This window comes from Pseudomonas sp. NPDC089395 (assembly GCF_044749525.1).
Lineage (GTDB): Bacteria > Pseudomonadota > Gammaproteobacteria > Pseudomonadales > Pseudomonadaceae > Aquipseudomonas.
The window spans coordinates 207,234-228,439 of the sequence record NZ_JBIVID010000004.1 but is presented as its reverse complement, the minus strand read 5'-3'; the positions used below and the strand labels follow the sequence as shown (position 1 = coordinate 228,439).

At 63.1% G+C, this 21,206-nt stretch carries 21 protein-coding genes; 7 read left to right on the top strand and 14 right to left on the bottom strand.

Annotated elements, in window-relative coordinates:
• Positions 1-102 precede the first annotated feature (102 nt).
• The 6 genes from ACIPZG_RS11805 to exbB all read right to left on the bottom strand — a co-directional run bounded on the left by ACIPZG_RS11805 (position 103) and on the right by exbB (position 6,822).
• On the bottom strand, positions 103-1,506 hold the full coding sequence (locus ACIPZG_RS11805; RefSeq protein ID WP_400713702.1) for an HDOD domain-containing protein: 1,404 nt from the start codon (positions 1,504-1,506) through the stop codon (positions 103-105).
• Between the two features lie 78 nt (positions 1,507-1,584).
• A complete protein-coding gene (gene recG / locus ACIPZG_RS11800; protein WP_400713699.1) occupies positions 1,585-3,663 on the bottom strand; it encodes an ATP-dependent DNA helicase RecG in 2,079 nt (692 codons plus the stop codon).
• A gap of 3 nt (positions 3,664-3,666) precedes the next feature.
• Positions 3,667-4,593 carry a hydrogen peroxide-inducible genes activator gene (locus ACIPZG_RS11795; RefSeq protein ID WP_008091613.1) on the bottom strand — a complete coding sequence of 309 codons (927 nt, stop codon included), beginning with the start codon at positions 4,591-4,593 and terminating at the stop codon, positions 3,667-3,669.
• 94 nt (positions 4,594-4,687) lie between these two features.
• Complete coding sequence (locus ACIPZG_RS11790; RefSeq protein ID WP_008091610.1) at positions 4,688-5,422, bottom strand: energy transducer TonB; 735 nt, start codon at positions 5,420-5,422, stop codon at positions 4,688-4,690.
• The gene (gene exbD / locus ACIPZG_RS11785; protein ID WP_008091608.1) at positions 5,419-5,847 is read right to left on the bottom strand and encodes a TonB system transport protein ExbD; all 429 of its coding nucleotides are present in this window, start codon (positions 5,845-5,847) and stop codon (positions 5,419-5,421) included. Before exbD ends, ACIPZG_RS11790 begins: the two co-directional genes overlap by 4 nt.
• A 3-nt stretch (positions 5,848-5,850) precedes the next feature.
• Positions 5,851-6,822 (bottom strand): tonB-system energizer ExbB, encoded by a 972-nt coding sequence (gene exbB, locus ACIPZG_RS11780; protein ID WP_400713696.1) that lies wholly within the window; start codon positions 6,820-6,822, stop codon positions 5,851-5,853.
• A gap of 190 nt (positions 6,823-7,012) precedes the next feature.
• Here exbB and ACIPZG_RS11775 point away from each other — a divergent pair, with 190 nt between their 5' ends.
• Positions 7,013-7,870 (top strand): SDR family oxidoreductase, encoded by an 858-nt coding sequence (locus ACIPZG_RS11775; protein ID WP_400713693.1) that lies wholly within the window; start codon positions 7,013-7,015, stop codon positions 7,868-7,870.
• A gap of 63 nt (positions 7,871-7,933) precedes the next feature.
• Here the strand turns inward: ACIPZG_RS11775 and ACIPZG_RS11770 are convergent, their stop codons facing one another.
• The 5 genes from ACIPZG_RS11770 to ACIPZG_RS11750 all read right to left on the bottom strand — a co-directional run bounded on the left by ACIPZG_RS11770 (position 7,934) and on the right by ACIPZG_RS11750 (position 12,684).
• The gene (locus ACIPZG_RS11770; protein WP_400713690.1) at positions 7,934-8,656 is read right to left on the bottom strand and encodes a hypothetical protein; all 723 of its coding nucleotides are present in this window, start codon (positions 8,654-8,656) and stop codon (positions 7,934-7,936) included.
• A 55-nt stretch (positions 8,657-8,711) separates the two neighbouring features.
• Positions 8,712-9,092, bottom strand: a complete 381-nt coding sequence (locus ACIPZG_RS11765) for a RidA family protein (protein WP_003253379.1) — start codon at positions 9,090-9,092, stop codon at positions 8,712-8,714.
• 23 nt (positions 9,093-9,115) lie between these two features.
• A complete protein-coding gene (spoT, locus tag ACIPZG_RS11760; protein ID WP_008091596.1) occupies positions 9,116-11,224 on the bottom strand; it encodes a bifunctional GTP diphosphokinase/guanosine-3',5'-bis pyrophosphate 3'-pyrophosphohydrolase in 2,109 nt (702 codons plus the stop codon).
• A 59-nt stretch (positions 11,225-11,283) separates the two neighbouring features.
• Positions 11,284-11,547: a DNA-directed RNA polymerase subunit omega gene (gene rpoZ, locus ACIPZG_RS11755; RefSeq protein WP_008091595.1), complete on the bottom strand. Its 264-nt coding sequence runs from the start codon at positions 11,545-11,547 to the stop codon at positions 11,284-11,286.
• A 264-nt stretch (positions 11,548-11,811) separates the two neighbouring features.
• Complete coding sequence (locus tag ACIPZG_RS11750) at positions 11,812-12,684, bottom strand: LysR family transcriptional regulator (protein ID WP_400713687.1); 873 nt, start codon at positions 12,682-12,684, stop codon at positions 11,812-11,814.
• A gap of 246 nt (positions 12,685-12,930) precedes the next feature.
• Here ACIPZG_RS11750 and ACIPZG_RS11745 point away from each other — a divergent pair, with 246 nt between their 5' ends.
• From ACIPZG_RS11745 to ACIPZG_RS11735, 3 genes are all read left to right on the top strand, one after another.
• The gene (locus tag ACIPZG_RS11745) at positions 12,931-14,274 is read left to right on the top strand and encodes a glutamine synthetase family protein (RefSeq protein ID WP_400714084.1); all 1,344 of its coding nucleotides are present in this window, start codon (positions 12,931-12,933) and stop codon (positions 14,272-14,274) included.
• 4 nt (positions 14,275-14,278) lie between these two features.
• A complete protein-coding gene (locus tag ACIPZG_RS11740; protein ID WP_400713685.1) occupies positions 14,279-15,058 on the top strand; it encodes a gamma-glutamyl-gamma-aminobutyrate hydrolase family protein in 780 nt (259 codons plus the stop codon).
• Between the two features lie 84 nt (positions 15,059-15,142).
• Positions 15,143-16,681 (top strand): APC family permease, encoded by a 1,539-nt coding sequence (locus ACIPZG_RS11735; protein ID WP_400713682.1) that lies wholly within the window; start codon positions 15,143-15,145, stop codon positions 16,679-16,681.
• Between the two features lie 35 nt (positions 16,682-16,716).
• Here ACIPZG_RS11735 and gmk read toward each other — a convergent pair whose 3' ends face one another.
• Both gmk and ACIPZG_RS11725 read right to left on the bottom strand, forming a co-directional pair.
• A complete protein-coding gene (gene gmk, locus ACIPZG_RS11730) occupies positions 16,717-17,337 on the bottom strand; it encodes a guanylate kinase (RefSeq protein ID WP_400638682.1) in 621 nt (206 codons plus the stop codon).
• A gap of 13 nt (positions 17,338-17,350) precedes the next feature.
• Entirely contained in the window at positions 17,351-18,214 is an 864-nt protein-coding gene (locus ACIPZG_RS11725; RefSeq protein ID WP_400713679.1) for a YicC/YloC family endoribonuclease, read from the bottom strand.
• Between the two features lie 228 nt (positions 18,215-18,442).
• Here ACIPZG_RS11725 and rph point away from each other — a divergent pair, with 228 nt between their 5' ends.
• Together rph and ACIPZG_RS11715 are read left to right on the top strand one after the other, a co-directional pair.
• A complete protein-coding gene (rph, locus tag ACIPZG_RS11720; RefSeq protein WP_008091585.1) occupies positions 18,443-19,165 on the top strand; it encodes a ribonuclease PH in 723 nt (240 codons plus the stop codon).
• Positions 19,166-19,188: 23 nt separating this feature from the next.
• The gene (locus ACIPZG_RS11715; protein WP_008091583.1) at positions 19,189-19,557 is read left to right on the top strand and encodes a DUF4870 domain-containing protein; all 369 of its coding nucleotides are present in this window, start codon (positions 19,189-19,191) and stop codon (positions 19,555-19,557) included.
• Positions 19,558-19,682: 125 nt separating this feature from the next.
• Here the strand turns inward: ACIPZG_RS11715 and ACIPZG_RS11710 are convergent, their stop codons facing one another.
• The gene (locus ACIPZG_RS11710; RefSeq protein ID WP_008091582.1) at positions 19,683-20,462 is read right to left on the bottom strand and encodes an exodeoxyribonuclease III; all 780 of its coding nucleotides are present in this window, start codon (positions 20,460-20,462) and stop codon (positions 19,683-19,685) included.
• A gap of 80 nt (positions 20,463-20,542) precedes the next feature.
• Between ACIPZG_RS11710 and pyrE the strand changes: the two genes are divergently transcribed.
• Positions 20,543-21,184 (top strand): orotate phosphoribosyltransferase, encoded by a 642-nt coding sequence (gene pyrE / locus ACIPZG_RS11705; RefSeq protein WP_008091580.1) that lies wholly within the window; start codon positions 20,543-20,545, stop codon positions 21,182-21,184.
• Positions 21,185-21,206: the final 22 nt, after the last annotated feature.

Here is a 21,206-nt window from a genome sequence, read left to right as displayed (position 1 = left end):
TGCGGCCCTTTCGCGACACAAGGCCGCTCCTACAAAAGCACCGCGTTCCCCTGTAGGAGCGGCCTTGTGTCGCGAAAGGGCTGCAAAGCAGCCCCAACGGCCTTAATGCGGTGCGTTGAACTGCGAAGCCAGCTCACGCAACAAGGTCTCGGCCTCCAGCACCTTGTTCACCGCGTCCTCGGCCTTCTCCCGGGTGATGCCAAGGCGCTCGAGCAGTTCATCAGGAATCGCTTCCTGCGGCCCCGAGCCAATACCCCGCGTGCGCAACAGGCGAGTCGCCAGGCACACCAGGTTCGGATACGCGGCGTATTCACCGTCATACGTAGGGTCGTGCTGGAAACGCAGCGCGGTGGACAGCTCTTCAGGCATATCCCACAGCTTCATCAGCCAGGCGCCGATCTGTTCGCGGCTGATACCCAGCAGGTGCTGCTCGACGAAGGTGTGGCACAGATGCGGGTTGACCTCCAGGTGCCGGCAGATCAGCGAGAAGTGCGGCGGGAACACATGGGCCAGCAACAGGTAGCCAAAATTGTGAAGCAAGCCTGCCAGGTAGGTCAGGCCGGCCTCTGGGCGTTCGGCGCGCGGCATGGCGCGGGTCAGCCCCTCGATGATTGCCGCGGTGTAGATCGACTGCTGCCAGTAGGGCGTAGCTTGCTGCGGATGATCCTTGGGCAGGCTCAGGGTCTTGCCCAGCGCCAGGCCCAGGGCCAGGTTGATCACCAGGTCGAAGCCCAGCACGCGAACGATGGCATCTTCCACCGAGCGAATCTTGCCGGGTGAGGCGTAGTAGGGCGATGCGGCCCAGCTGACCACCTGGGCGGCCAGGGCGGGGTCGGTTTCGACCACGCCGGTGATGTCGTCGATGCTGGCGTTAGGGTCGACGCGCAGCTTGATGATCTTCTGCGCGGTGTCGGCCAGCGGTGGGATCTCGATGGTTTCTTCCAGGCGCTTCTGGATGCGGCGGGCGGTGAACGCCTGGACGGCCTGGGTAATTTCCCTGGAGTCGTCGTCTGGCCGGTCGAGATTAGGGCGAATCTCCCTGACCGGTTGACCGAAACCGCCGGCGCTGGCCTTGGCCAGCATGCGCTTGTAATCGTCACGCTTGATTTCCAGCAACAGGCCCGCCTCGCCAGACTGGATCAGCAGGTGTTCGGCATCGAGCAACTTGCCTTCGTAGAGGCATGGCGAACTGGTCAGTGCCGGAATGCCAGGCAGGGCCTTGAGCTGGTGCTTGTCGAGCATCTGCTTGAGGCGTGCGACGGGTACGGCCTTGAGCTTGCGGCCGGTCAGCTCTTCCAGGCGATTGAGGTCGAGCAGCTTGGTCTGTGGGAACAGGACCATCAAGGCGCCGATCTCGTCGTCGAGCAGGATCGCCTGCACGCGTGCGGCGGCTGGCAAGTGCGGATGATCTGGCACCTCGCGGTACGCCACGCCCAGTTTTTCGAGCAACAGCCGGATGACAGACGGGGCGTGCGGGGTTGCGGTGTCCAGGGCAACTTCAGTCATGGTCTGTATCCACAAATTCTTTGAAACGCGAAGTATAACCAGCCTGATCGCAAAGCTGGATCCATTCTGGGACAGGCGTCACACCTGGCCATATTGCTGGCCGTGACGCAGCCAGCGGTCGAGCAATGGGCTGACATGCTCCGGCCAGCGCGCCAGCAGGGCCTGGGCGGCGTCGCGCACCGCCGGCAGCAGGTCGGCGTCGCGCATCAGGTCGGCGACCTTGAACTGCAGCAGGCCGGTCTGGCGCGTCCCGAGCATTTCGCCTGGGCCGCGCAGCTCCAGGTCCTTTTCGGCGATGATGAAACCATCGTTGGTTTCCCGCATGATCCCCAGGCGTTCGCGACCGATCTGCGACAGCGGTGGGTGATACAGCAGCACGCAGTGGCTCACCGCGCTGCCCCGGCCAACCCGGCCGCGCAGCTGGTGCAACTGCGCCAGACCCAGGCGCTCGGGGTTCTCGATGATCATCAGGGTGGCATTGGGCACGTCGACGCCCACTTCGATCACCGTGGTGGCCACCAGCAGTTGCAGGTTGCCTTGCTTGAATTCGGCCATCACCGCGGCTTTTTCCGCGGGCTTCATGCGCCCATGGATCAGGCCTACGCGCAGCTCGCCCAACGCACTGCCGAGGTCTTCATAGGTGCTTTCGGCGGCCTGGCAGGTGAGTTCCTCGGATTCTTCGATCAGGGTGCATACCCAGTAGGCCTGGCGGCCTTCGGCACAGGCGGCGCGCACCCGCTCGACCACCTCGAAGCGGCGACTGTCAGCCACCAGCACGGTATTTACCGGTGTACGGCCTGGCGGCAGTTCATCGAGCACCGAGGTGTCGAGGTCGGCATAGGCGCTCATGGCCAGGGTGCGCGGGATCGGTGTGGCGGTCATGATCAACTGGTGCGGGCACAGTTCGCCGGCCACGCCCTTTTTGCGCAAGGCCAGGCGCTGCTGAACGCCGAAACGGTGCTGTTCGTCGATGATCGCCAGGGCCAGGTGCTTGAACTGCACCTCTTCCTGGAACAGCGCATGGGTGCCGACCACCATCGGCGCACCCTTGGCGATTTGCTCCAGGGCGCTGGCGCGGGCCTTGCCCTTGAGCTTGCCGGCCAGCCAGGCGACTTCGAGGCCCAGCGGTTCGAGCCAGCGCTTGAAGGTGATGTAGTGCTGTTCGGCGAGAATCTCGGTGGGCGCCATCAGCGCCACCTGGTAGCCGGCTTCCAGGGCCTGCAGCGCGGCAAGGGCAGCGACCACGGTCTTGCCGGCGCCGACATCGCCTTGTACCAGGCGCATCATCGGCTCGGCCTGGCTCAGGTCATAGGCGATTTCGTTGGCCACCCGCTGCTGCGCACCGGTGGGCTGGAAGCCCAAGTTCGCCAGGTACTGCGCCTGCAGGCGCTTGGCCTTGGGCAGCACCGGCGCGCGCAGGCTGCGCAGGCTCTCGCGCAGGCGTTGCTGCGACAGCTGGTGGGTCAGCAGCTCTTCGAAGGCCAGGCGATGCTGGGCCCAGTGCTGGCCCTCGGCAAGCTCGTCGAGGTCGGCATCGGCCGGTGGGTTGTGCAGGTAGCGGATCGCATCGTCCAGCGGCGCCAAGTGGTAGTCGCGGGCCAGTTCGTCGGGCAGCCAGTCCGGCAGGCTGCGCGGGCCAAGCATGCCCAGGCTCTGCTGGCAGAGCAGGCGCAGGCGCTGCTGGGTGAGCCCTTCGGTGGACGGGTAGATAGGCGTCAGGGTCTGCTCGACCGGTGGCGCTGGCTCGTCGCCGTTGAGCGCGCGGTACTCGGGGTGGTAGATCTCCAGGCCCGAGGCACCTGGGCGCGCCTCGCCGTAGCAGCGCAGGTGAGTGCCGCGTTTGAGGCCCTCCTTCTGCGCATTGCTGAAGTGATAGAAGCGCAGGCTGAGCACGCCGCTGCCATCGCCCAGGCGCACCACCAGGCTGCGGCGCTTGCCCATGGTCACATCGGTACCGCTGACCACGCCTTCGATCACCGCATCCTGCCCTGGGCGCAGTTGGCCAATGGGTACCACGCGGGTGCGGTCCTGGTAACGCAAGGGCAGGTGGAACAGCACGTCTTGCAGATTCTCCAGGCCTACCTTGGCGAGTTTTTCCGCCATGGCTTCGCCAACGCCCTTGAGCGCGGTGACCGAGACCTTCGACAGCTCACTCATGGATCAGGCCGATTGTTCCACGGGCGGCTTGGCCACCGAGCAAAGGCGAATCGAGTCGGCGAGGATCTCGATGGCCTTCGGCCGCGGGAAGCTGGCGCGCCAGGCGATGGCCACGGTACGGAACGGTGCCGGTGCTGTCAGTGGGCGAACTTCGATCACCCCTGGCGCGTAGTGGTGGCTGTGCACCGCAGACAGCGGCAGGATCGACACGCCCAGGCCGGAGGCGACCATGTGGCGGATGGTTTCCAGCGAGCTGGACTCGACCGTGGTGTGCTTGGCGCCCTCACCGCCCTTGTTCAGCGTCGGGCAGGCTTCCAGAACCTGGTCGCGGAAGCAGTGGCCCTCGCCGAGCAGCAGCAGGCTCTTGTCGTTGAGCATGGCGGTGTCGATGGTCTTTTTCGCCGTCCAGGGGTGGTCGGCGGGCATCAAGGCACAGAATGGCTCATCGTACAGCGGAAGGGTCAACACGTCGGCTTCGTTGAAGGGCAGGGCGATGATCACCGCGTCCAGTTCGCCGTTGCGCAGTTTCTCGCGCAGCACGTGGGTGAAGTTTTCTTCGATGTACAGCGGCATCTGCGGCGCCACGCGGTGCAGCTGCGGGATCAGGTGCGGGAACAGGTAGGGCCCGACCGTGTAGATCGCACCGACCTTGAGTGGGGCGGTCAGCTGGTTCTTGCCGGCCTGGGCCAGCTCGCGGATACCTTGGGCTTGTTCCAGAACCTTCTGCGCCTGGGCGACGATGCTCTCGCCGACCGGGGTCAGGCGTACCGCGCTCTTGCTGCGCTCGAAGATCAGCACACCAAGCTCGTCCTCCAGCTTTTTCACGCCGACCGACAGGGTCGGCTGGCTGACATGGCAGCGTTCGGCGGCGTGGCCGAAGTGCTGCTCCTGGGCGAGGGTGACGATGTAGCGAAGTTCTGTGAGGGTCATAACGTGCGTCCATGAAGTTGCGGGCCCAGCATAGCGGCTGCAATCGATAGACGCACGTTATCAGACTTGCTGATTTGTGACAGAAACAAAAGTATCAGCGACGGTCCAGCGAGTAGACGAACGGTGCCACGACCTCGATCGTGCCATTGTTCAGTAGCTCCGGTGGCGGCTTGGGTACCGTGCCGGCCCGGCGGATCATCTCCAGGGTCGCCCGGTCCAGTGCTGCACTGCCGGAACCACCGGCCATGGAGTAGGAGACCACCTTGCCTTCGGCGTCGACCACGAAGCGCAGGCGGTTGATGCCCTGCAGGCCACGGCGGCGCGCGTCTTCCGGGTAACGCTTGTACTTCGCCAGGTGGCGCAGCAAGTCGCTTTGCCAACTCGGCAATGCTTTGCTGTTGGAAGCGATGCTCGGCGCCGGTGCCGCCGACTTCTGCGGTGGCGTGTTGCTTGGCGGCGTATCGACCACTTCTTCCTTGGCCGGTGGCTCGTCCTTCGGCGGCTCAGGCTTTTTCTCAGGCTTGGGCGGCTGTGGCTTGGGCTTGGGCTTCGGTGGCTTGGCGATGGCGATTTTCGGTTTCGGCGCCTCTACCAGCTTGGGCAACGGCGGTTCTTCGACCGGTGCCGGCGGCTGTGGGGCGGCCTTGGGTGGTGGTGGCGGTGCGGGCTCGGGCAGAGGTGCCAGCTCGACCATCATGGCTGCCGGGGGCAGCTCGATGGCCTGGGGCACCGACCAGTTGAGCGTCAGCAGCACAGCGACTACGTGCACGCCCAGCACGATCGCCAGGCTGCCACCGTAGCGCGCCATGTTTGAGCGCGGTTTCGTCATTTCTTGGCTGCCGTCTCGAGACCTACCAGACCGACCTTGAGGTAGCCGGCCGCGCGCATGTTGTTCATCACTTCCATCAGGTCACCGTAATCCACGCCCTTGTCGGCCTGGAAGAAGATGGTGGTTTCCTTGTCACCCTTGGTCTTGGCATCGAGCATCGGGCCAAGCTGTGCGGGGGCAGGTACCTGATCGTCGCCGACATACAGCTTCTGGTCGGCCTTGACGCTGACGAACACCGGTTTCTCGGGCCTCGGCGCCGGCTTGGCGGTCGAGGCCGGCAGGTCGACCTTGATGTCGACCGTGGCCAGGGGGGCGGCGACCATGAAGATGATCAGCAGCACCAGCATCACGTCGATGAACGGCGTGACGTTGATTTCGTGGTTTTCGGCGAGGTCGTCGCCACCTTCGTTGAGATGCAGGCCCATGGCTTACCCCACTTTCACCATGTGCGGGGTAGCGCGTTCGCTACCCTGGTGGTCCAGGTCACGGCTGACCAGCAGCAGGACCTGCGCCGACGCGTCGGACACCTGCGCCTTGTAGCCGGCGATGGAGCGAGCGAAGACGTTGTAGATGACCACGGCCGGGATCGCGGCGACCAGGCCCAGGGCGGTGGCCAGCAGGGCCTCGGCAATACCAGGGGCTACGACGGCCAGGTTGGTGGTCTGGGTTTTGGCGATGCCGATGAAGCTGTTCATGATGCCCCACACGGTACCGAACAGACCCACGAACGGCGCGGTGGAACCAATAGTCGCCAGTACGCCGGTGCCGCTGCTCATGTTACGGCCGCTGGCATGCACCAGGCGCTCCAGGCGGAAGCTGACGCGTTCCTTGATGCCTTCTTTCTCGCGAGCGTTGGCCGACAGGCGCATCTCTTCGAGGGCGTCGTGGACCAGGGTGTGGGCCAGGGTGCCTTCCTTGTTGGAGACGTCGCTGGCTTCCTTGAGGGTGGCGGACTTCTTCAGCTGGGCGATCTCGACACGCAGGCGGCGCTTGGCGCCCATCAGCTCGAAGCCTTTGGCGATCCAGATGGTCCAGGTGATGATCGAGGCGATGGCCAGGCCGATCATCACGGCCTTCACCACCACATCGGCGTTCTTGTACATGCCCCACGGGGACAGGTCGTGGGCCATGCCCAGGGAGGTGTCCTCAACCAGCGCTTCGGTAGCTGGGTCCACGACGACCGGTGCATCGGCCGCAGCTGCGGCTTGGGCGGCGGCAGCAGGCGCCTGACCTTCGGCGGCTGGGGTAGCCGGAGCGGTGGCGGCGGCCGGAGCGCTGGCATTGGCGGTTGGCTCATCGGCCATGGCCACTGGGGCCAGCACCAGGCTGAACATCAGCGCGGCGATGGCGCGCCAGGCGCGCGACGGGGTTGGCGAAGCGGAAGGTTGAGTACGTGTCATGCTGGCCGGACCTGATGAAGAAAAAAGTGAGCGTTCTCCAAGGCCTCGAGATAGGCCGAGAACAGATAGGCCCGCATTATTGCAAGTAATTCTTGTTAACAAAAGTAATCTCGTTGCTTTTTTCGCCTATGGTCTAGCCGCCTATCGAGTAATCCATATAGTCTGACCCTTTGGGAAAAGGACTATTTCGATGTCAGACCTTTCCGCTGTGATTGTGGGTTGTGGTGATGTAGGCAGTCGCCTGGCCCAGCAACTGCTGGCCTCTGGCTGGCAGGTGAGCGGCCTGCGGCGCTCGGTCGAGCAGCTCCCGCAGGGTGTTTCAGCTATCGCCGCCGATCTTTCGGATGCGCGTATCCCTAAGGCCTGGCCACAGCGTTCGCCTGATTACCTGGTGTATTGCGTCGCGGCCAGCCAGCACGATGAGGCGGGATATCAAGCGGCTTATGTCGACGGTATGCGCCATGTGCTGGCGTGGCTGGCGGCGCGTGGGCAGCACCCGCGGCGCTTGCTGTTCGTCTCCAGCAGCAGTGTGTTTGCGCAAAAGGACGGGGAGTGGATCGACGAGACCGCTGCCACCGAGCCGGAGGGCTATTCCGGGCGCGTGATGCTGGAGGCCGAACGGCTGGCGCTGGAAAGTGGCATCCCGGCCAGTGTCGTGCGTTTGACCGGGATCTATGGCCCCGGCCGCGAGTGGTTGCTGAGCCAGGTGCGCCAAGGGTATCGAGTGGCTGAAGAGCCGCCGCTGTATGGCAATCGCATCCATGCCGAGGACGCTGCAAGCCTGCTGGCGTTCCTGCTACAGGCCGACGCCGATGGCGTGGCGCTCGACGATTGCTATATCGGTGTGGATGACGACCCGGCGCCGCTGGCCGATGTGGTGGCCTGGCTGCGGGCATACATGGGCGTTACCGAGTGGTCGGATGAGCAGCGGGTGCGACGGACTGGCAGCAAGCGCTGTAGCAATGCACGGGTGCGGGCGTTGGGTTGGGTGCCGGCATATCCGAGCTACAAGGAAGGTTATGCGGCCATTCTGCAAGATAGAGGCTGAGTCTAACGGCCCTATCGCCGGCTTGCCGGCGATAGGGCCAATGAAATCAGCCCAGACCTGAAACTAGCGCTCCAGCACCCACTGACGATTACCGGCAGCCAATTGTGGCATCTCATCCGGCTTCGCACGGTTCACCGCCTGGAAAATCTCCAGCTTGTCACCCTCGCGTTTGAAGATGAACGGTGCGCCCCGCTGGTTGCGCTCCAGCCACAGGCTGTCGTTGCTGCCACCCATGCTGGCGCAGTCGCCGGCCAGGCACAGGGCGTAGCGGTCCGGGCCCGGCAAGCCGGTCACGCTGCCGTTGTCGGCGAAGTGCACCTTGCTACCGGTGCCCTGGCCTTCGACAATCTTCCACTCACCGCCCAGGTACGCCTGGTACAGCGCTTTCTCGAAGCTGCCGCCCAGTGGCGCATTGCCCGGTTGCTTGGCGCGCACGAAGGTCTGTTCGACGCCAGACGAGTCGGTGGTTTTCAGTTCATTGCCATCGAGTGCCAGCTGTTCGGTCTGGCCGCCCTGGAAGGTGGCCTGCCATTGTTTGTCGTTGGCGCTCAACTGGCCGTCGGCGGCCTCGAAACCATTGCTGAAGCTGGCTTGTTGATTGGCCACGTCGAGCTTCCACTCGAATACCGGGCCATGCTCGTTCAGGGCTTGGCGCAGGTTGCCACTTTTGGTGGCGGCCTTGATGGCATTCTGGTTGATCCAGGTGCCGTTGAAATCTTCGGGTTTGTGGCTGGCGCAACCGCTCAGAAGCAGGGCTGCCAGCGCGAGGGGCAGTGCTTGACGCATGATGGGGTAACCTTGAACAGGAAGGTGACGGGCAGGGCGCCCGTCACCAGCGGCATCACTCGATGACCAGGATGGCGTCCATTTCGACCTGGGAGCCTTTCGGCAGCGCGGCAACACCGATGGCGGCGCGGGCTGGGTAAGGCTGCTCGAAGTAACGGCCCATTACCTCGTTGACCTTGGCGAAGTGGCTCAGGTCGGTGAGGAAGATGTTCAGCTTGACGATGTCCTTGAACGAACCGCCAGCGGCTTCGGCAACGGCCTTGAGGTTCTCGAACACCTGTACGGTCTGGGCTTCGAAGCCTTCGACCAGTTCCATGGTTTTCGGGTCCAGCGGGATCTGGCCGGACATGTACACGGTATTGCCAGCTTTGATCGCTTGCGAGTAGGTACCGATGGCGGCTGGGGCCTTGTCACTGTTGATGACGGTCTTGCTCATGATGACTCCTTGCGGTTGGCGGACTACGTACGCATGCGGGTGATGCGGACCACGCCGGTCAGCGTACGCAGCTTCTTGATCACACGAGCCAGGTGCACGCGGTCGTGCACGCTGACCACCAGTTGGACAACGCTGATACGACCGTCGCGTTCATCCATGCTGATCTTCTCGATGTTGCCGTCGGCGGCATTGACGCTGCTGGCCAGCAGCGCGATCAGGCCGCGCTGGTGCTCGAGCTCGACGCGCAGCTCGACATTGAATTCGCCGGTGATGTCCTTGGCCCAGGAGAGTTGCACGCACTTCTCTGGGTTGTGGCGAATTTCACTGATATTGCGGCAGTTCTCCAGGTGCACGACCATGCCCTTGCCGGCAGACAGGTGGCCGACGATCGGGTCGCCAGGGATCGGTGTACAGCACTTGGCGTAGCTCAGGACCAGGCCTTCGGTGCCGCGGATCGCCAGCGGGCCTTCCGGGGCCGGCAGCTGCTCGCCTTCGGCCGACAGCAGGCGACGGGCGACCACATAGGCCATGCGATTGCCCAGGCCGATGTCTTCGAGCAGGTCTTCGATCAGTTCCAGGCGGTATTCGGCCAGAATGCCCTGGATGCGCTCCTGAGGGATCTGTTCCAGGCTGCTGTCGAATCCGGTCAGCACCTTGTTCAACAGGCGTTCGCCAAGGCTGATCGACTCGGAGCGGCGTTGCTGCTTGAGCGCGTGGCGAATATGCGTGCGCGCCTTGCCGGTGACCACGAAGTTGAGCCAGGCCGGGTTCGGCCGCGCACCAGGGGCGCTGACGATCTCGACCGTCGAACCGCTCTGCAGTGGTTCGGACAACGGCGCCAGTCGCCGGTTGATGCGGCAGGCGATGCAGCTATTGCCGACGTCGGTGTGTACCGCGTAGGCGAAGTCGACGGCGGTGGAGCCTTTGGGCAGCTCCATGATCCGCCCTTTCGGGGTGAAGACGTAGACCTCGTCCGGGAACAGGTCGATCTTCACGCTCTCGATGAATTCCAGCGAGTTGCCGGCGCGCTGCTGCAGCTCAAGGATGCCCTTGACCCACTGACGTGCGCGGGCATGGCTGCCCTTGGGCTGTTCGTCGTCGTTGGACTTGTACAGCCAGTGCGCGGCGATGCCATTGTTGGCCATCTCTTCCATTTCGCGGGTGCGGATCTGGATTTCGATGGGCACACCGTGCATGCCGAACAGGGTGGTGTGCAACGACTGGTAGCCGTTGGCCTTGGGAATCGCGATGTAATCCTTGAAGCGGCCGGGCAGGGGCTTGTACAGGTTGTGTACGGCGCCGAGCACGCGGTAGCAGGTGTCGACCTTGTCGACGATGATGCGGAAGGCATACACGTCCATGATCTCGTTGAAGGCGCGACGCTTGCCGCGCATCTTCTTGTAGATGCCATAGAGGTGTTTCTGCCGGCCGCTGACCTCGCCCTGGATGCCGTCGGCAGCCAGGCAGTTGGCCAGCGAGTGTTCGATCTTGGCGACAATTTCCTTGCGGTTGCCGCGTGCGCTCTTGACTGCCCGGTGGATCAGCGACGAGCGCATCGGGTGCATGGCCTTGAAACCGAGGTCCTCGAATTCAACGCGCACGGTGTGCATGCCCAGGCGATTGGCGATGGGGGCGTAGATTTCCAGGGTTTCCTTGGCGATGCGCCGGCGTTTTTCGCCGGACAGCACTTCCAGCGTGCGCATGTTGTGCAGGCGGTCGGCCAGCTTGACCAGGATCACGCGAATATCGCGGGCCATGGCCATGGCCATCTTCTGGAAGTTTTCGGCCTGCGCTTCGGCCTTGGTCTCGAAGTTCATCTGGGTCAGCTTGCTGACCCCATCGACCAGTTCGGCAACCGTCTCGCCAAACTGCTGGCTGAGGGCTTCCTTGGCGATGCCGGTGTCTTCGATCACGTCGTGCAGCATGGCCGCCATCAGGCTCTGATGGTCCATGTGCATGTCGGCGAGGATGCTGGCCACGGCCAGCGGATGGGTCACGTAGGGCTCGCCGCTACGGCGGCGCTGCCCATCGTGCGCCTGTTCGGCGTAAAAGTAGGCCCGGCGAACCAGGTTGACCTGTTCGGGGCCCAGGTAGGTCGACAGCCGTTCGGCTAAGACTTCTATGCCCGGCATGGTTTCACCTCTTGCCGAGGAAGAGGGCCTTGTGCCGCGCGACGTCGACCAGGCATGGATCAGACAGCCTCGTTGTTCTCGTCCTCGAACGCGGCGAAGACCGGATCCTCGGTGACGATCTCTTCGGCGGCGATGAACTCAGGGGTGACGATACCTTCGGCGATCTCGCGCAGGGCGACCACGGTCGGCTTGTCGTTTTCCCACGCTACGCGCGGCTCTTTGCCGCCGGTAGCCAGCTGACGGGCGCGCTTGGTCGAGAGCATGACCAGCTCAAAACGGTTATCCACGTGTTCCAGGCAGTCTTCAACAGTTACGCGGGCCATGGTCTTCCTCAGTAGCAAATGCGATGGGCGTGCAGCCCAATATGGGCAGGCGGACTCGATAGTTTAAAAAATCACCAGCCAATAGGGAAGCGCTGTTTTACCGGGTGGACCTGCGGTGGCTGCATCGCTGGCAAGCCAGCGCCCACAGTTGCCAAGAACACTGCGATACCCATGGGAGCCGGCTTGCCGACGAAAGGGCCGCAACAGACACCTTGAATGCTTGAACTCGACGATAACGTTTCCGGCCCCGGAAACACAACACCCTTACAACATGGCATCCCGCAACCGCGGCGTCAGCTCCTCGAACAACGTCTGCACCGAGCGCAATGCCCGGCAATCCGGCCGTGTCAGCAACCACAGCTGGGTATCGCAACCGGGCAAGGGCCCGCTCAGCGCCTCGACGCCAGGCAAGGCATCGACCATATAGTCAGGCAACGCCGCCACCCCAAGCCCGGTACTCACCAGCTGGGCGATGGTCGACATGCTGCTGCATTGATAACGCGGGCTCAGTCCGGGGTACTGTTGGTTGCGCCAGACCACCGTGGGGTGGTCCTGCATCGAGTCGTCCGGTGCAATCCACGGCACGCTGCCGGCTGATTCGGTCAGGCGTTCGCGCCACTGGAGCTGACCGCAGATCACATAGGACGTGGAGCCCAGGCAGCGCCCGACCAGATGCTCTGGGGGGGTATTGGTCAGCCGCAGAGCGATATCGGCATCGCGTCGGCTGAGGTTGGCGAACGTGTTGGAGGTGCCCATCTCCAGCGACAAGGCCGGGTAATTCGGCATGAAGTCCGCCAACGCCGGCAGCAGTAGACTGTGCATCACCGCTTCGGTACAAGTCAGACGAACGGTGCCGCTGACCACTTGTTCACCGCTGCTCATGGCAATGCGCGCGGCATCCAGCGCCTGCTCGGCGCGTTCGGCCTGCTCGGCCAGGGCCTGGGCGGTATCGGTCGGCAGGTAGCCTTTGCGGCTCTTGACGAAGAGCGCGGTGCCGAGCGCCGACTCGAGGCGACGGATCGAACGGAACACCGTGGAAACGTCGACTTTGAGCAGCTCGGCGGCCTTGGCCAACGAGCGACCACGTTCCAGGGCCAGGACCAGGGAGAGGTCGGCGTGGGTAATCTGATATTGCATTGATGCACGCTCTGCTTGCCGAATTGCCAATGTCTGTTGCGTTGCGGCCATTTTATAGTGAAACGGCCCCCGGGAATCAATGCGCCCGGTCGGGTAACCAGTCCCCACGATGGGAAAAGTGAAAAGAACAACAGCTGCAACCATCGTCGCCCGTGTGGCGCCAGCCGTATCCCCACATCGCCGCAGCACCTTCAAAGGATGTACACCATGACGTCGGTTAACCCGTGCGCCAGTTCTTCCAGCGAGATGAAAGACTTCCTCCAGGCCCATCCGGACACCCAGTACGTCGATCTGCTGATCTCCGACATGAACGGCGTGGTACGTGGCAAGCGCATCGAGCGGGCTAGCCTGCACAAGGTGTACGAAAAGGGTATCAACCTGCCGGCGTCGCTGTTCGCGCTGGACATCAACGGTTCGACCGTCGAGAGCACCGGGCTTGGCCTGGACATCGGCGATGCTGACCGCATCTGCTTCCCGATCCCCGGCTCGCTGTCCGACGAGCCTTGGCAAAAGCGCCCGACCGCCCAGTTGCTGATGACCATGCACGAGCTGGACGGCGCCCCGTTCTTCGCCGACCCGCGTGAAGTGCTGCGTCAGGTGGTGAGCAAGTTCGACGACCTGGGCCTGGATATCTGCGCCGCGTTCGAACTGGAGTTCTACCTGATCGACCAGGACAACCTCAACGGTCGCCCGCAGCCACCGCGTTCGCCGATTTCCGGCAAGCGCCCGCAGTCGACCCAGGTCTACCTGATCGACGACCTCGACGAATATGCCGACTGCCTGCAGGACATGCTGGAAGCGGCCAAGGAGCAGGGTCTGCCGGCCGATGCCATCGTCAAGGAAAGCGCCCCGGCGCAGTTCGAAGTCAACCTGCACCACGTTGCTGATCCGCTCAAGGCCTGCGACTACGCGATCTTGCTCAAGCGTCTGATCAAGAACGTCGCCTACGACCATGAGATGGACACCACCTTCATGGCCAAGCCCTACCCGGGCCAGGCGGGCAACGGTCTGCACGTGCATATCTCGCTGCTGGACAAGAAAACCGGCAAGAACATCTTCAGCAGCGATGACCCGCTGCAAAGCGATACGCTGCGCCATGCCATCGGCGGTGTACTGGAAACCATGCCGGCGTCGATGGCCTTCCTGTGCCCGAACATCAACTCCTACCGCCGCTTCGGTGCGCAGTTCTACGTGCCCAATGCGCCGAGCTGGGGCCTGGACAACCGCACCGTGGCGGTTCGCGTGCCGACCGACAGCAGCGAAAACGTGCGCATCGAGCACCGCGTGGCCGGCGCCGATGCCAACCCGTACCTGATGCTCGCGGCGATCCTCGCCGGCATCCACCATGGCCTGACCACCAAGGTCGAGCCGGGCGCGCCGATCGAAGGCAACTCCTACGAGCAGTTGGAGCAGAGCCTGCCGAACAACCTGCGCGACGCCCTGCGCGCACTGGATGACAGCGAAGTCCTCAACCAATACATCAGCCCGGACTACATCGATATCTTCGTCGCCTGCAAGGAAAGCGAGCTGGCCGAGTTCGAAGTGTCGATCTCTGACCTCGAGTACAACTGGTACCTGCACACGGTGTAAGCCCATGAGCGCAAAAGCTGTCCCCTTGATCGGTATCAGCGCCTGCCGCCAGCAGGTTGGGAAGAACTCCTCGCACACGGTTGGCGACAAGTATGTCGAGGCGGCAGGGTTTGCCGGGCTACCGCTAATCCTGCCGGCGCGTGACGGGGGCAGCGACACCCGGGCGCTGCTGGACCCGCTCGATGGCATTCTTTTTACCGGCTCGCCTTCAAATATCGAGCCGCATCATTACAATGGCGCCCCCAGCGCGGAAGGTACCCGGCACGACCTCGCGCGTGATCGGTTGACCTTGCCGTTGCTGCAGGCCGCGATTGCCGCCGGCGTGCCGGTATTCTGCATTTGCCGTGGTTACCAGGAGCTGAATGTGGCCCTGGGTGGCAGCCTGCACCAGCGCGTGCAGGAGCTGCCCGGTTACCTGGATCACCGTGAACCGGAAGAGGCGCCCCTGGAGGTGCAATACGGCCCTCGGCACCTTGTCAGCGTGACACCTGGCGGGATGTTCGAGCGCTTGGGCCTGGCAGCGCAGTTCGAGGTCAACTCGCTGCACAGCCAGGGCATCGACCGTCTGGCCCCATCTCTGCGGGTCGAAGCACGGGCGCCGGATGGCCTGATCGAAGCGGTGTCGATGCCTGACGCCCCGGGCTTCGTGCTCGGTGTGCAGTGGCACCCGGAATGGCGTTTCGCCGAAAACCCGGTTTCGCGGAGCCTATTCCAGGCGTTTCGCGAGGCCTGCAATGCATACGCTGCACGGAAGGAGCGTGACACGAAAGTCCTGGATGACTAACCCCGAATCGCAAGCTTTCGATGAGTGAAAGCGCCTTGCTTGCAGGGCCTGTGACAACAATTCCAATAGTTACGGCATTTTCTCATGAGCAATTACACAGAAGCCGGCCGCCCACCCGACGCGGCCGACTCGGGCAGTACTCAACGCAGCAAAGGCCTGGCCAAGGGCCGTCTTGGCCTGTTGGCCAGCGTGGTGCTGGGCATTTCCACCATTGCCCCGGTCTACACCCTGACCGGCGCCCTCGGCCCCACCGTGCGGGAGGTCGGTGCTCACCTTCCAGCCGTCTTCATCGTCGGCTTCCTGCCGATGCTGCTGGTCGCCCTCGGTTACCGCGAGCTGAACTCTGCAGAGCCGGACAGCGGCACGTCGTTCACCTGGTCGGCCCGCGCTTTTGGGCCAATGATCGGCTGGATCGGCGGCTGGGGGCTGGTGGTCGCGACCACCATCGTGCTCTCCAACCTGGCAGGGGTGGCGGTCGACTTCTTCTACCTGTTCCTCGCCCAGATCACCGGCAACCATGAGCTGTCGGCTTTGGCCGACAACCTGTTGGTCAACATCAGCACGTGTTGCGTGTTCATTGCCTTGGCGGTGTGGATCTGTTGTCGCGGCATGACCACGACCATGACCGTTCAGTATGGCCTGGTGGCCTTGCAGCTTCTGGTCTTGATCGGCTTTGCCTTCGCCGCGTTCAGCGAAACCACCGCGCCGCCACCGCTGGCGTTCGATCTGGCCTGGTTCAACCCGTTCGGCGTCGAGTCGTTCTCGGCCTTTGCGGCCGGATTGTCGTTGTCGATCTTCATCTTCTGGGGTTGGGACGTGTGCCTGACTGTCAGTGAAGAGTCGATCGGCAGCGAGGAAGTGCCGGGCAAGGCGGCGACCTGGACTGTTCTGCTGATTCTCGGCCTGTATCTGCTCACCGCCATCGCTACCCTGCAGTTCGCCGGGATCAGCGAGGACGGCCTGGGCCTGAACAACCCGCGTATCCAGGAAAACGTCTTTGCCCACCTGGCCGGTCCGGTCATGGGGCCGCTGGCGATCCTGATGTCCATCGCGGTGCTGGCCAGTACGGCCGCCTCTCTGCAGTCGACCTTTGTCTCGCCGGCGCGCACCCTGCTGGCGATGGGTTACTACGGCGCGGTGCCGCAGAAGTTTGCCAGCGTCTGCCCACGTTCACAGACGCCGCGTTACGCGACTATCTGTGCAGGTGTGGCTGCAGGCGTGTTCTACGTGACCATGCGTACCCTGAGCGAGAACGTGCTGGCTGACACCATCACCGCGCTGGGCATGATGATCTGCTTCTACTATTCGCTGACAGCGTTTGCCTGTGTCTGGTACTTCCGCAACAGCCTGTTCGACAGCCTGCGCCACTTCTTCATGCGTGGTCTGTGCCCGCTGGTGGGTGGGGTGATCCTGTCGGTGATCTTCGTGCGTACGGCGATCGACAGCGCCTCGCCAGACTTCGGCAGTGGCTCGCATGTGGGTGGGCTGGGCCTGGTGTTCGTGATTGCAGCGATCATCTCGGTACTGGGGATCGTGCTGATGCTGCTGTCGCGGATGCGCGCGCCGGCATACTTCCTGGGGGCTACCCTGCGTCAGCAGGCGACCTTGCAGCTGCAGGAATAATTGAAAGGGGCTGCAAAGCGGCCCCTTTCGGTCTATCAGGAGAGAAGTTCTTTCAGCAGCCCGCTGTTTCGCTGCTGCTGCTTCTTCAGCAGCAACCGGTTGGCCACGAACACCGCCTTCAACTCCTCCAGTGCCACGCCGAAGTCATCGTTGATGATGACGTAGTCGTATTCGTCGTAGTGCACCATCTCGCTGACTGCTTCCTTCATGCGCCCGGCGATGATCTCTTCGCTGTCCTGTCCACGTCCGTCCAGACGTTGACGCAGGGCCTCCTGGCTCGGCGGCAGGATGAACACCGACAACGCCTCGGGCATCAGCTTGCGCACCTGTTGGGCACCTTGCCAGTCGATCTCCAGGATCAGGTCAAAGCCCTGGTCGAGGGTCTGCTGCAGCGCGCTGCGCGAGGTGCCATAGAAGTTGCCGAACACTTCGGCGTGCTCAAGGAAGTCGCCCTGCTCGATCAGTGCCTTGAATTCCTCGTGCACCACGAAGTGGTAGTTGACCCCGTGCTGCTCGCCCGGGCGCATGGCGCGGGTGGTGTGCGAGACCGAGACGCGGATCTGCTGGTCGTCCTTGGTCAGGGCGGTGACCAGGCTGGTCTTGCCGGCGCCCGACGGTGCCGAAACGATATAAAGGGTGCCGCTGCTGTGGTTCATGGTAGGGGAGGCCTTACTCGATGTTCTGTACTTGTTCACGCATCTGTTCGATCAGCACCTTCAGGTTGACCGCTGCTTGCGTGCTGCGGGGGTCAAAGGCTTTGGAGCCCAAGGTGTTGGCTTCGCGGTTGAGCTCTTGCATCAGGAAGTCCAGGCGCCGGCCAGCGGCACCACCGGACTTGAGCACCCGGCGTACTTCGTTGACGTGGGTGCTGAGGCGGTCCAGCTCTTCGGCGACGTCGCTCTTCTGTGCCAGCAGCACCATCTCCTGCTCCAGGCGCTGCGGGTCGAGCTCGGCCTTCAGGTCGCCAAAACGGTCGATGATCTTCTGCCGCTGTGCGGCGAGCATCTGCGGCACCAGGGCGCGCAGGGTGGTGACCTCGCTGGCCATGTTGTCCAGGCGCTCGTTGATCAGCCGGGCCAGCTCCTGGCCTTCGCGCAAGCGCCCGGCCTTGAGTTCGGCCAGCGCCTCGTCGAACAGCGCCACGGCTTCGGCATTCAGCGCCTGCGGGTCGCTGGCATCGGCCACCAGCACACCTGGCCAGGACAGCACTTCCAGCGGGTTGAGCGGTGCCGGTTGCCTGATCAGGCCGGCCACCTCTTCGGCGGCGGCGACCAGCTGCGCGGCGCGCTCACGGTCGACTTTCAGCGGTTTGCCGTTGCTGTCTTCGTGCAGGCGCAAGGTGCATTCGACCTTGCCTCGCGACAGACCCTGGCGCAGGCCCTCACGCACGGCGCTTTCGAGGTCGCGCAGGGCGTCCGGCAAGCGCAAGTGGGGTTCCAGGTAGCGGTGGTTGACCGAGCGCAGTTCCCAGACCAGGGTGCCTTGGCTGCTTGCGCGCTCGACACGAGCAAAAGCGGTCATGCTGTGCACCATGGGAGTACCTCGCGTAGATGGAGTGAACGGGGGAAGCCTTACGGCTGCAAGGCGCAGGATTGTAGCGCAGTGGGGGCCATGGCGCCCAATCCAGCCATGTTACAGAGCAAGGCTGAAACGATGGGAAAAGGCGACAGGCTGTCCCGGGGCGCGACAATAGGCATGTCTTCGCCGGGCAGCGGGCTCTATAATGCTGGCAGATTCAAAATCCCAGTACAGGTATCCCAGATGAAACGTCCAAGTGGTCGCGCCGCCGATCAGCTCCGCTCGATCCGCCTCACCCGCAACTACACCAAGCACGCCGAGGGGTCGGTACTGGTCGAGTTCGGCGACACCAAGGTCGTCTGCACGGTCAGCGTCGAGAATGGTGTTCCCCGCTTCCTCAAAGGCCAGGGCCAAGGTTGGCTGACCGCCGAATACGGCATGCTGCCGCGTTCCACCGGCGAGCGTAACCAGCGCGAAGCCAGTCGTGGCAAACAGGGTGGCCGCACCCTGGAAATCCAGCGCCTGATCGGCCGCTCCCTGCGCGCTGCGCTGGACATGAGCAAGCTGGGTGATATCACCCTGTACATCGACTGCGACGTGATCCAGGCCGATGGCGGTACCCGCACTGCATCGATCACCGGCGCCATGGTCGCCCTGTGCGATGCCCTGGCGGTGATCAAGAAACGTGGTGGCCTGAAGGCCGGCAACCCGCTCAAGCACATGATCGCTGCCGTTTCGGTGGGCATGTACCAGGGCGAAGCGGTGCTCGACCTGGACTACCTGGAAGACTCCGCCGCCGAAACCGACCTGAACGTGGTCATGACCAGTGCCGGTGGCTTCATCGAGGTACAGGGCACTGCCGAAGGCAAGCCGTTCCAGCCTGAAGACTTCAACGCCATGCTGGCGCTGGCGCAAAAGGGCATGGACGAGATCTTCGAACTGCAGAAGGCCGCACTGGCCGACTGAACCCAGCCAGGGAGGTGCGGGGCATGAGCGATCCTCAACTGTCGGTCACCCCGCCCAATGCCGATGTGCGGCAATGGGCGATGTTCTGTCACCTCAGCGCGCTGCTTGGCCTGGTGGTGCCCCTGGGGCACCTGCTGGGCCCGCTGGTGCTGTGGCACCTGAAGCGCGAGCAAGACCCTTTCATCGATGCCCAGGGCAAAGAGGCGCTGAACTTTCAGATCAGCGTGACCGTTGCCGGGTTCGTCTGTTTCTTGCTGATGTTCGTTTTCATCGGGCTGGTGCTGTTCGCCATGCTGATGGTGGCGGTGCTGATCCTGATCGTCATTGCGGCGGTCAGGGCCAATGAAGGGAAGCCTTATCGGTATCCCTTGATCTGGCGGCCGATCAAGTAGATTTTCTGTGTCCCCAATCGCCGGCAAGCCGGCTCCCACAGGTACTCCACTGGCCTTGAGGCCTGCGCTGTATGTGTTAGAGCCGGCTTGCCGGCGATTAGGGCTGCAGGGCAGCCCTCAGGGGATCAGATGGTCAACGTCCAGTCATAGTCGACAATCAACGGCGCATGCTGCGAGAAGCGCGGCTGACGCGGCAGGCGAGCGTTGCGCACGAAGCGGCGCAGGCCTGGGGTCAGAATCTGGTAGTCGAACCGGTAGCCCAGGTTGAGCATCTCGGCCTGCTCGTTGTCCGGCCACCAGCTGTACTGGTCGCCTTCGCGGCTGACTTCGCGCAGGGCATCCACGTAGCCCATGTCGCCGGTAATCGCATCCATCCAGGCACGCTCGGGCGGCAAGAAGCCCGGCGACTGCTGGCTGTCACGCCAGTTCTTGATGTCGAGCTTCTGCTGGGCCACGTAGAATGAGCCGCAATAGATGTACTCGCGGCGTTTACGGCGCTGCTTGTCCAGGTACTTGGCGAAGTCGTCCATCAACTTGAACTTCTGGTTCAAGTCTTCGTCGCCGTTCATGCCCGAAGGCAGCAGCAGGCTGGCAATACTGACTTTGTCGAAATCTGCTTGCAGGTAACGCCCGTAGCGGTCGGCTGTCTCGAAGCCCAGGCCGGTGATGACTGCCTTGGGCTGCATGCGCGAGTAAAGTGCCACGCCACCTTGGGCGGGCACCTCCGCATCGCAGGCATAAAGGAAATAGCCATCGAGCTGGAAAGCTGGGTCGTCGAGTTCAAAGGCCGAGGCGCGGGTATCCTGAAGGCAGATGACGTCGGCATTCTGGGCTTGCAGCCAGCTGAGCAATCCACGCTCGGCCGCAGCCTGAATGCCATTCACGTTCACACTGATGATCCGCATAAATGGCCCCAAAAATCTCGTGCGTGTATGATACCCGAGCTCAACCCATTTAGCTAAATCCGTGGTGTCCGGGACTTTCCATGCAGCCGTATCAGCGCGACTTCATTCGTTTTGCCATCGATCGTGGGGTTCTGCGTTTCGGTGAGTTCACTCTGAAATCGGGGCGTACCAGCCCGTATTTCTTCAATGCAGGCCTGTTCAACACCGGTTCCGCCCTGGCGCAACTGGGTCGTTGCTATGCGGCAGCCATCGTCGACAGCAAGATACCGTTCGACGTGCTGTTCGGCCCTGCCTACAAGGGTATTCCCTTGGCGGCCACTACCGCCGTGGCCCTGGCCGATCAGCATCAGCTCGACGTGCCATGGTGCTTCAACCGTAAGGAAGCCAAGGATCACGGCGAAGGTGGCAGCCTGGTCGGCGCACCGCTGGCCGGTGACGTGTTGATCATCGACGACGTGATCACTGCCGGTACCGCCATTCGCGAGGTCATGCAGATCATCAACGCCCAGCAGGCCAAGGCCGCAGGCGTGCTGATCGCGCTGAACCGTGAAGAGCGCGGCAACGGCGAGCTGTCGGCGATCCAGGAAGTGGAGCGGGACTTCGGCATTCCGGTCGTCAGCATCGTTTCGCTGACTCAGGTGCTGGAGTTCCTGGCCGATGACCCGCAGCTCAAGCAGCACCTGCCGGCTGTGGAGGCCTATCGGGCGCAGTACGGGATCTGATTCCGGCCTGGTAAACAAAAAA

Coding starts and splice junctions, on each gene's coding strand:
- ACIPZG_RS11765 (WP_003253379.1), bottom strand. CDS start 9,092: ATGAGCAAGACCGTCATCAACAGTGACAAGGCCCCAGCCGCCATCGGT.
- exbB (WP_400713696.1), bottom strand. CDS start 6,822: ATGACACGTACTCAACCTTCCGCTTCGCCAACCCCGTCGCGCGCCTGG.
- spoT (WP_008091596.1), bottom strand. CDS start 11,224: ATGCCGGGCATAGAAGTCTTAGCCGAACGGCTGTCGACCTACCTGGGC.
- ACIPZG_RS11805 (WP_400713702.1), bottom strand. CDS start 1,506: ATGACTGAAGTTGCCCTGGACACCGCAACCCCGCACGCCCCGTCTGTC.
- ACIPZG_RS11725 (WP_400713679.1), bottom strand. CDS start 18,214: ATGGTGCACAGCATGACCGCTTTTGCTCGTGTCGAGCGCGCAAGCAGC.
- ACIPZG_RS11715 (WP_008091583.1), top strand. CDS start 19,189: ATGAGCGATCCTCAACTGTCGGTCACCCCGCCCAATGCCGATGTGCGG.
- ACIPZG_RS11770 (WP_400713690.1), bottom strand. CDS start 8,656: ATGCGTCAAGCACTGCCCCTCGCGCTGGCAGCCCTGCTTCTGAGCGGT.
- ACIPZG_RS11710 (WP_008091582.1), bottom strand. CDS start 20,462: ATGCGGATCATCAGTGTGAACGTGAATGGCATTCAGGCTGCGGCCGAG.
- ACIPZG_RS11740 (WP_400713685.1), top strand. CDS start 14,279: ATGAGCGCAAAAGCTGTCCCCTTGATCGGTATCAGCGCCTGCCGCCAG.
- ACIPZG_RS11775 (WP_400713693.1), top strand. CDS start 7,013: ATGTCAGACCTTTCCGCTGTGATTGTGGGTTGTGGTGATGTAGGCAGT.
- pyrE (WP_008091580.1), top strand. CDS start 20,543: ATGCAGCCGTATCAGCGCGACTTCATTCGTTTTGCCATCGATCGTGGG.
- rph (WP_008091585.1), top strand. CDS start 18,443: ATGAAACGTCCAAGTGGTCGCGCCGCCGATCAGCTCCGCTCGATCCGC.
- gmk (WP_400638682.1), bottom strand. CDS start 17,337: ATGAACCACAGCAGCGGCACCCTTTATATCGTTTCGGCACCGTCGGGC.
- recG (WP_400713699.1), bottom strand. CDS start 3,663: ATGAGTGAGCTGTCGAAGGTCTCGGTCACCGCGCTCAAGGGCGTTGGC.
- ACIPZG_RS11750 (WP_400713687.1), bottom strand. CDS start 12,684: ATGCAATATCAGATTACCCACGCCGACCTCTCCCTGGTCCTGGCCCTG.
- rpoZ (WP_008091595.1), bottom strand. CDS start 11,547: ATGGCCCGCGTAACTGTTGAAGACTGCCTGGAACACGTGGATAACCGT.
- ACIPZG_RS11795 (WP_008091613.1), bottom strand. CDS start 4,593: ATGACCCTCACAGAACTTCGCTACATCGTCACCCTCGCCCAGGAGCAG.
- ACIPZG_RS11745 (WP_400714084.1), top strand. CDS start 12,931: ATGAAAGACTTCCTCCAGGCCCATCCGGACACCCAGTACGTCGATCTG.
- ACIPZG_RS11735 (WP_400713682.1), top strand. CDS start 15,143: ATGAGCAATTACACAGAAGCCGGCCGCCCACCCGACGCGGCCGACTCG.
- exbD (WP_008091608.1), bottom strand. CDS start 5,847: ATGGGCCTGCATCTCAACGAAGGTGGCGACGACCTCGCCGAAAACCAC.
- ACIPZG_RS11790 (WP_008091610.1), bottom strand. CDS start 5,422: ATGACGAAACCGCGCTCAAACATGGCGCGCTACGGTGGCAGCCTGGCG.